Genomic DNA, 9,075 nt, shown 5'->3' with positions numbered 1-9,075 from the left:
GAGCATTCTGTTAAAAAGAAACATAAAATGATCAGATAAAGTCCGAACTGAATTGTCTGAAAATAAAAGAAATAAACTGATATCAAAAAAAGAAGAAAAAGTGCCAACGATTACTTGACACATACAGTCGATTGTCAACTATTGACTTTATACAAGGGGGAGGGGTATAATAAACTCAATAATTTCGCAATGTAATGTGAAAAAGGAGACGACTATGGCCAAAGCATCAATATCACGAAAAACACTGAGGGAACAGGTTGCGGAAGTTTTGCGAAAGAAAATTTTAAATGAAGAAATCAAACCGGGAGAAAGGATGATTGAAGCCCAGATTTCTGAGGAGTTTCAGACAAGCAGAGGGCCGGTCCGGGAAGCATTAAGACAGCTTGAAGAGGAAGGGCTGCTTGAATACGAATCTCATAAGGGATGTATTGTAAGAACAATGACTTATGCAGAAATGCAGGAAGCCTATCTGATTCGTTCGACGTTAGAAGAACTTGCGGTTAAAATGTGCTCCGGAAAACTGACGGAAGAACTGGACAGAAAAATGGAGAACAATCTCAGAAAACTTGGCGAGGCGGCCGGTAGGAAAGATCTTTATCAGATCATTGAACTGGACGAACAGTTTCATTCTTATGTGGTAATGGCATCTCACAGTGATAAGCTCTACAAAGTATGGAAGTCGTTGGAAAGCGGGAACACGGCAGCTTACTATACGATGGGATCGGAAGCACTGGTGCCATTTGATTATATCCAGTATAACCACCAGAGGATTCTGGATTCGTTCCGGATGCAGTCAGTGGAGCAGATCTGCGAAGAGATCCAGCATCATTACATGATTGTGCCGGAAGTATTATTCCAGGAACTTCAAAAGAAAAAGCAGTCAGAGGAAAGCTGACGGGAAAAAGAAGGGAGAGAAAAAGATGCTGAAATTTATTGGGAAACGGCTGGCATATGCAATTCTGACATTGTTTTTGATTGCAACAGCTACATTTTTTCTTGTAGCGGGGGCACCTGGAGATCCGATTGCAGCAAAGGTCGGACAGATGCCGGAGCAGGCACAGGAGATTATTGAGAAAAAGTACGGACTGGACAAGCCGGTATTTCAAAGGTATCTCACATATATGAAGAACCTTTTGACAACCGGGAATTTCGGAGAATCCATTGTTTACACCGGAAAAACGGCGAATGAAGTAATCAGGGAAAATACATGGACTTCGGCCAAAATAGGATTGCTTGCTATTTTGTTCCAGGTGACCATCGGAGTGACGCTTGGCATGATAGCGGCGCTGAACCGGGGAAGGCCGGTGGATCATGTGATACGGGTGCTCGTCGTGCTGGCGATCTGTGTGCCAAGCTTTGTGTTTGCAGCTGTTTTGCAGTATTTTCTCGCATTCAAATGGAAACTGGTTCCGGTATTTGGATGGGGAGAGTTAAAGCACTACATTCTCCCGGTTGCGGCATACGCCATCGGAGGAATCGCTTCCTATACGAAATATACACGAAGCAGCATGATCTCCGTGATCGGGGAAGACTATATCGTTACGGCTCAGGCGAAGGGCTGTAACCGGAAGAGAGTCGTCAAAAAACACGTTCTTCGGAACTCCATGATCCCGATTATTACCATGATCGGACCGGCGATTTCAGGAGTGTTTGCAGGATCCTTTATTCTTGAGAAGATGTTTTCGATTCCGGGGCTTGGTTTTTACTATGTAAAAGCAGTTTCGGACAATGACTATACGATGATTATCGGACTTACCATTTTCTTTGCAATCCTGTTTGTGGGAGCACTGATTGTTGTGGATATTCTGTACGGCATCGTGGATCCGCGGATCCGGGTCGCAAAGGGAAAGAAGTAAAAGCGAGGTGAGCAAGTGATGGAAATGAGAGAGAACATCAATATTTCAGACTCTGTGAATGATACAGAGGATCTGTTTGAACGAATCGGCACAGAAGGATTGTCGGGAGAAGAACTGGGAGCGAAGTCCCTTACATACTGGGCGGATGTCTGGAGAAGATTCAAAGCCAACAAGCTTGCAATCTTCGGACTGATCCTCCTGATTGCGATTATTCTGCTGCTGTTTTTGGGCCCGACGATTTCGGGAAAGGATTATCAGTATATCAATGCGGACATTAAAAATCAGGGACCGAGTGCCGAGCACTGGTTTGGAACAGATGATATGGGAAGAGATCTGTTTACCCGTGTCTGTGTCGGCGGCCGGATTTCGATTTATATCGGTCTTTGCTGTACCGCAGTAATGTTTGTCATCGGGGCTCTGGCCGGAGCACTGGCCGGATTAAAAGGCGGGCTGGTAGACGATATCATCATGAGACTTTGCGAACTGATCGGAAATCTTCCGTATCTGATTATTGTCACGATTCTGTCCATGGTCATGGGAAGAAGCCTGTTTTCCCTTGTGTTCGCCATGAGCCTGACAGCCTGGGTAGGAACAGCGCGTATGGTCCGGGGCCAGATTCTTCAGATCAAGGAACAGGATTATGTACAGGCGGCAAAAGCACTGGGAGCGTCCACAGGCAGAATCATTATCAAGCATCTGCTTCCGAACACCCTTGGAATTATCATGGTAGATATCACCATGTCGATTCCAGGATTCGTATTCAGCGAGGCGTTTTTAAGTTATATCGGGCTGGGTGTGAGACCGCCGGAGACAAGCTGGGGTGCGCTGGCATCCGCAGGGCAGCAGCAGCTGATGTTCTATCCGCACCAGTTGTTCTTCCCGTGTTTGATGATTGTCCTTACGATGCTGTCATTCCATCTGATCGGTGACGGACTTTCTGACGCACTGGATCCAAAACTGAGAAAATAAGGGGGAATCATGATGAACGAAAATATATTGGAAGTAAAGAATCTGCATGTTTCCTTCAAAACCTATGCCGGGATATCACATGCAGTAAGAGGAGTGGACTTCAGTCTGAGAAAAGGAGAAACACTTGCGATCGTAGGCGAATCCGGATGTGGAAAGACCGTGACATCCAAAGCGATTATGGGGCTTCTTCCGGCCCAGAATACGATGATTGAAAAAGGCGGCGGGGCACAGATCCTGTTCCAGGGAGACAATCTTTTGGACTATACGGAAAATCAGATGACCCAGATCAGAGGAAGCAAGATTTCCATGATTTTTCAGGATCCGATGACATCGCTGAATCCGACCATGAAGATCGGAGAGCAGATCGCGGAAAGTATCCTGATCCATACACAGACGTCCAAAGAACATGCAATGAAAGAAGCCGAAAAGATGCTGGAACTGGTAAAAATTCCAAATGCGTCAAAGCGGATGAAGCAGTATCCGTTCGAATTTTCCGGAGGAATGAGGCAGAGAGCCATGATTGCAGTTGCCCTTGCGTGCAAGCCGGAGATTCTGATTGCCGATGAACCGACCACTGCGCTGGATGTTACTATTCAGGCTCAGATCATGGATCTGATCGGAGACCTGCAGAAAGAACTGAACATGGCAGTAATCCTTGTTACACACGACCTGGGAGTCGTGGCGAGCGTGGCGGACTATATTCAGGTCATGTATGCAGGTAAGATTGTGGAAAGAGGAACGGTAGACGAGATCTTCTACCAGTCCACTCATCCGTACACAAGAGCGCTGCTCAACTCGGTTCCGAAAATTCATTCGAACAACAAAGAAACCTTGTATTCTTTAAAGGGAACACCGCCGGATCTGATTAACCCTCCTAAGGGATGTTCTTTTGCACCGAGATGTGAATACGGCATGAAGATCTGCAGAATGCAGTATCCTGAGGAGACGAAATTCAGCCATTCCCAGAAATGTTCCTGCTGGCTGCACCATCCGAAGGCGGATGTCAGCGGACTTCCGGAAAATATGATCAGAAGGGGGAATCAGTGATGGACGAGAAAAAGGTTCTGATTGAAGTCAAAGACTTAAAAAAGTATTTTCAGGTGGGACGCCATCAGACATTAAAAGCGGTGGATGGAGTCAGCTTTAAAATCTATAAAGGCGAGACGCTGGGGCTTGTAGGAGAGTCGGGCTGCGGGAAAACGACGTGCGGCAAAACCGTAATGGGACTTTATGATGCCACCGGAGGAGAAGTGATCTTTGACGGGGTGGAAATTCACAGCCTACATAAAAAAGAGAAAAAGGAATTCACAAAGAGAGCACAGATTATTTTCCAGGACCCGTATTCCTCTTTGAATCCGAGAATGACGGTAGGGGATATTATCGGAGAAGGGATCGACATTCATAAGCTGTATACAGGAAAAGAACGTCAGGAAAAAATTTATGAACTGTTGGAACTAGTGGGCCTGAACAGGGAACATGCCCTCCGTTTCCCGCATGAATTTTCCGGAGGTCAAAGGCAGAGGATCGGAATTGCAAGAGCGCTTGCCATTGAACCGGAATTTATCGTATGTGACGAGCCGATTTCCGCGCTGGACGTATCCATCCAGGCGCAGATCGTCAACCTTCTGATTGAGCTTCAGAAGAAAAAGAATCTGACCTATCTTTTCATCGCCCATGATCTTTCCATGGTAAAGCATATCTCCGATCGGGTCGGCGTTATGTATCTCGGAAACATGGTGGAATTCGCGTCCAGCAATGAGCTGTATGACAATCCGCTGCATCCATACACGAAGGCATTGATGTCGGCGATCCCGATTCCGGATCCGAAAGAGGAAAAGAAAAAGACCCGGATCCCGATTGAGGGCGAAATTCCAAGTCCGGTCAATCCAAAGCCGGGATGCCGGTTTGCAGCACGGTGCCGGTATGCGACGGACCTCTGCCGCAGCGAGACGCCAAAGCTTGAGGAGATAGAGAAGGGACATTTTGTAGCATGCCACAGGGTAAAAGAGATCTGACAATCCATGGATACATGGATTTAGGATAGAGAACAAAATTTTAAAAAGGAGGAATAGTATGAAAAAGAGAGTACTTGCATGTCTGCTTGCAGCAGTCATGACAGCAGGGCTTCTCGCAGGATGCGGAGGCGATGAAAAATCAGGTGGAGGCGGATCTTCCGAACAGGTGCTGAACATTTCCACCAACAGCGTGGTAGTCGGATTAAATCCACTGGTCAATACAACAGCGCCGGACAATATCGCCCACAACATGATTTATGATCCTCTCATAAGAGACCGTTCCGCAAAGGACAATACGGATGAGATTGTGCCTGCAGCAGCCGAAAGCTGGGATGTCAGCGAGGATGGACTGACCTACACATTCCACATGAATCCGGACGCAAAGTGGAGCGATGGATCCAAGGTGACAGCCAACGATTTCGAATTTACGTTCAAACAGATGGCAGATCCAAATACAGCGGCAACGAATGCATGGCTGTTTGACGGAGTCATTGTCAATTTCTCAGAGGCACTGTACAACAATGGAAAGACACCGGATGAAATCGGTGTCAAGGCATTGGATGAGGAAACTCTGGAAATCCAGCTGGTACACCCGGCGTCCTATTTCTTACAGCTGGTAGCAGGTTCCGCATATCCGGTCAACCAGGCCAAATATGAGGAATATGGATCCGAATATGGAACTGCCCCGGATAAGACAGTCTACAACGGACCGTTAAAAGTGACAAGCTGGAATCAGAATACCGAGATGGTTCTGGAGAAGAACGATCAGTACTGGGGACAGGAAGACATGCAGCTGGACAAAGTCAATTACAAGGTCATCCAGGAATCTTCCACAGCAGTGCAGGCGTTTATCAACGGCGAGCTGGATGTTGTCAGCACATCGGACACCAACTGGGGTAAAACCATCACGGCGGCCGGCGACTCCCAGGAGATGACGGTTCCGTCCAGTGCACCGGATTTCTTTATGTTCAATCTGAAAAATGAATATTTGAGCAATACGAAAATCCGCCAGGCACTTTCCATTGCTTTTGACAGGCAGGAAATGGTAGATACGCTCCGGGATGGTATGTCTGTACCGATTTACTCTATGATGCCGGATACGATGAAGGTGGGAGATAAAACCTATACAGAGCTTGTAGACGGAAAGAATTACTTTGTAACTCAGATGCAGGAAGAATACACAGATCCAAAGGCACTTCTGCAGGAAGGTCTTGCAGAGCTTGGAAAGAGTACAGATCCGTCTCAGATGACAATCCGCTACGCAAGCCGCGGAACAGCAGAGCTTTCCAAGAAGATCGGTGAGTGGATGAAACAGGTATGGGAAGAAAAGCTTGGTATCAATGTGCAGATCGATATGATGGAATGGAACATCATGTGGGATAAAATCGATGCCGGAGATTATGACATTGCCTGCGGAGGCTGGGGACCGTACTATAATGAACCAAGTGCACTTCTGCAGCTGTTTGAACCGGTCAATGGTTATTTCAACGCGGACAAGACAGGATGGAACAATGAAGATTCCCAGAAGTTTACAGAACTTCTGAATCAGGCAAAAGATGTCGTAGATGACAAGGAAAAGGCGGAGATCTATCTTCAGGCGGAACAGCTTGTGGTAGGAAATGCCCTGATTGCTCCAATGTACCTGGAAGCATCACCGACTTACGTGAAAAACCATGTAAAAAATTATTATGTAGCAACAAACGGTCTGGTAGACTTTTCACAGGTTTCCGTGGAAAATTAGAATACCAGTCAGCAAAAAGGGCCGGTCGCTTTTGTGATCGGCTTTTTTCAGAAAAGGAGGGACAACAACAGCATGTACCTGATAAAAAACGGAAGAATCCATGTAGGGGACGGGACCGTCCTGGATGGATGCGACATTTTGACGGAAGGGCGGGTGATCCGGGACATCGCGCCTGGCATCTGCTGTCAGGAGGCGGAGGTGATCGATGCGTCCGGCTGCGAGATTTTCCCTGGATTCATTGATCCTCATTCCTCTGTGGGAGCCATGGGGATGCCGTCCAGATATCTGGACAATCAGGAGAAAACCGATCCGCTGACTCCGCAGCTGAATGTGAAATATGCCATTGATCCGGATGAGATCGATGCCCAGGAGTTTTATAAGAGCGGGATCACGGCAGTGGGCCTGACTCCTGGAAATGCCAATGTGATGGGTGGACAGATTGCCGTATGCAAAACTGCCCATATGAAGATGGCAGACAGGCTTGTCAAAGAAAAGGCGGCACTCAAGTGCAGCGTCACATCCGAGGTGAAATCGGTCTATGGCGGACGAAACCAGATGCCAAAAACAAGAATGGGAGCATTCTGGATTTTTCAGGAGGCCCTCAGAAAGGCAAAAGCTCCGGAGGAACAAGAAAAGGGAGAACTGATTTGCGAAATCTTTGAAAAGGGCAGCATGCCGGCCTTTGTGGCGGCCCAGACAGCGGGAGAGATTCAGGGTGTACTGGAAATGATGAAAACGGAATATACATCCCTTGTCCTGGTGGACGGGTACGAGTTTGACCGGGCGCTGGAGGAGATCAAGCGGCAGAATGCCGGACTGATTTTGGGAAATGTCAGCGACTGCTCACAGGTAACCAAGCACGGAATGGATCTTGGGAAAATCTGCGATCTGAATGAGAATGGAAATCTGGTTGCGTTTACCGCTTCCAACGGAGGTTTTTCAGAGGGAAGAGAAGTGTTCCTGTGGACCGCCATTGAAGTGTACCGGGCAGGAGCGGACGCGGAAGAAGTGGTGAAGATGATGACGCTGAATCCGGCAAAAATGCTGGGCGTATCTGACAGAATCGGGACACTGGAGACCGGAAAGGATGCGGATCTTTCCATCTATACCGGACATCCGGTGAAAACTTATGCGGCAAGAGTCAGAACCAGCATGATCAATGGGGAGGTGGTATTCTGATGGCACAGACTCTGATTCAAAATGGAACGATTTACACAATGGAAGATGGAGATACTGTTTTCACAGGTGAGATTCTGGTGGAGGACGGAAAGATCAAGAAGATCGGCACCCGTATTCCGGAAGAGGAACTTTCCGGGGATGTGGAAGTGATCGATGCGGCAGGACTCAATGTCATGCCGGGGCTGATCGAGGCGCATTCTCATATCGGATTATTTGATTTTAACGGAGAATCCTCCGTGGATGACGCAAATGAGATGACAAATCCGGTGACGTTGTCCATAGATGCAAGATACAGCGTAAATCCGCAGGCAAGAGAATTCAAGGCAGCGTATTCCCACGGAATTACGACGATGCTTTTGACTCCTGGAAGTGGAAATGTGTTCTGCGGACTTCCGTTTGCGCTGAAGACATATGGAAATAATGTGTTTGACATGTCAATTAAGGCTCCGTGTGCCGTAAAAATAGCTCTTGGAGGAAATCCGAAAGGAACCTATGGAGAGAGAAACCAGCTTCCGATGACCCGGATGGGTGTGGCTCAGGTGCTGTGGGACACCTTCCGAAAAGCAAAAGATTATATGGAAGCAAAAGAATCCGGAGATCATCCGGCATATGATGCGGACATGGAGGCGATGATCCCGGCGCTGAAAAGGGAGATTCCATGCAAGATTCACTGTACCCAGCATGATATGCTGACCGCTATCGAAGTGGCAAACGCATATGGAGTCCGGTTCTCGCTGGAACACGCCTGGGGCGCATCCAATTATATCGATGAGATTGTGGAAAGCGGATGCGATGTCTGCTACGGGCCGATCGGAACATACCGGGCGGCAGGAGAGCGGCGGAAAGTAGACATCGAAGCGGTCAAAACGCTGGATGAGCGTGGCGTGAATGTGGCGCTGATCACCGATTCGCCGATTCTCAGCGAAGAGTCTTTGTATCATCATATCGGGGAAGCTGTCAGGGAGGGCGTACCGTATCTGCGGGCCCTTCGCATGGTGACCATCAATCCGGCGCACGTCCTTGGAGTGGAAGACCGGGTCGGAACACTCCGGGAGGGGAAGGACGCGGACCTGATCCTGGTGAAAGGAAGGCCGGGACTCGATACGGATGCCAGCGTGTGTAAAACAATGATTGATGGAAAGGTCATCTGGCAGTCTGTTTCATAAGATACTCCTGTCAGGGAAAATGTGGTATAATTCATCAGGAAAGTATCAGATTCAGAGCGGAAAAAGAGCAGTCCTGAGTAAAGCGGAACTGCTCTGAATGTGATTCTTTCCAATTGTACCAATTCGCGGACGGTCAGCCAGATCACTTA

General features: G+C 47.9%; 8 protein-coding genes. All 8 read left to right on the top strand.

Features of this window, described 5'->3' with window-relative positions; genetic code table 11:
* The first annotated feature begins 214 nt into the window (after nt 1–214).
* The 8 genes from Selli1_RS17430 (at nt 215) to Selli1_RS17395 (ending at nt 8,926) form a co-directional block, all read left to right on the top strand.
* Nucleotides 215–895: a GntR family transcriptional regulator gene (locus Selli1_RS17430; RefSeq protein WP_087168051.1), complete on the top strand. Its 681-nt coding sequence runs from the start codon at nt 215–217 to the stop codon at nt 893–895.
* Between the two features lie 25 nt (nt 896–920).
* Entirely contained in the window at nt 921–1,856 is a 936-nt protein-coding gene (locus Selli1_RS17425) for an ABC transporter permease (RefSeq protein WP_281874308.1), read from the top strand.
* Between the two features lie 18 nt (nt 1,857–1,874).
* Nucleotides 1,875–2,825 carry an ABC transporter permease gene (locus Selli1_RS17420; RefSeq protein WP_087168049.1) on the top strand — a complete coding sequence of 317 codons (951 nt, stop codon included), beginning with the start codon at nt 1,875–1,877 and terminating at the stop codon, nt 2,823–2,825.
* 12 nt (nt 2,826–2,837) lie between these two features.
* Complete coding sequence (locus Selli1_RS17415; RefSeq protein WP_087168048.1) at nt 2,838–3,872, top strand: ABC transporter ATP-binding protein; 1,035 nt, start codon at nt 2,838–2,840, stop codon at nt 3,870–3,872.
* Nucleotides 3,872–4,840, top strand: a complete 969-nt coding sequence (locus Selli1_RS17410) for an ABC transporter ATP-binding protein (protein WP_087168047.1) — start codon at nt 3,872–3,874, stop codon at nt 4,838–4,840. Before Selli1_RS17415 ends, Selli1_RS17410 begins: the two co-directional genes overlap by 1 nt.
* A 58-nt stretch (nt 4,841–4,898) precedes the next feature.
* Complete coding sequence (locus tag Selli1_RS17405; RefSeq protein WP_281874304.1) at nt 4,899–6,581, top strand: peptide ABC transporter substrate-binding protein; 1,683 nt, start codon at nt 4,899–4,901, stop codon at nt 6,579–6,581.
* A 72-nt stretch (nt 6,582–6,653) separates the two neighbouring features.
* Nucleotides 6,654–7,760 (top strand): amidohydrolase family protein, encoded by a 1,107-nt coding sequence (locus tag Selli1_RS17400; protein ID WP_281874302.1) that lies wholly within the window; start codon nt 6,654–6,656, stop codon nt 7,758–7,760.
* Nucleotides 7,760–8,926 carry an amidohydrolase family protein gene (locus Selli1_RS17395; RefSeq protein ID WP_204863894.1) on the top strand — a complete coding sequence of 389 codons (1,167 nt, stop codon included), beginning with the start codon at nt 7,760–7,762 and terminating at the stop codon, nt 8,924–8,926. The genes Selli1_RS17400 and Selli1_RS17395 overlap by 1 nt, the downstream gene beginning before the upstream one ends.
* Nucleotides 8,927–9,075: the final 149 nt, after the last annotated feature.

Source organism: Sellimonas catena (assembly GCF_027924685.1).
GTDB classification, from domain to species: Bacteria; Bacillota; Clostridia; order Lachnospirales; family Lachnospiraceae; genus Sellimonas; species Sellimonas catena.
This window is presented reverse-complemented; position numbering and strand designations above follow the sequence as displayed.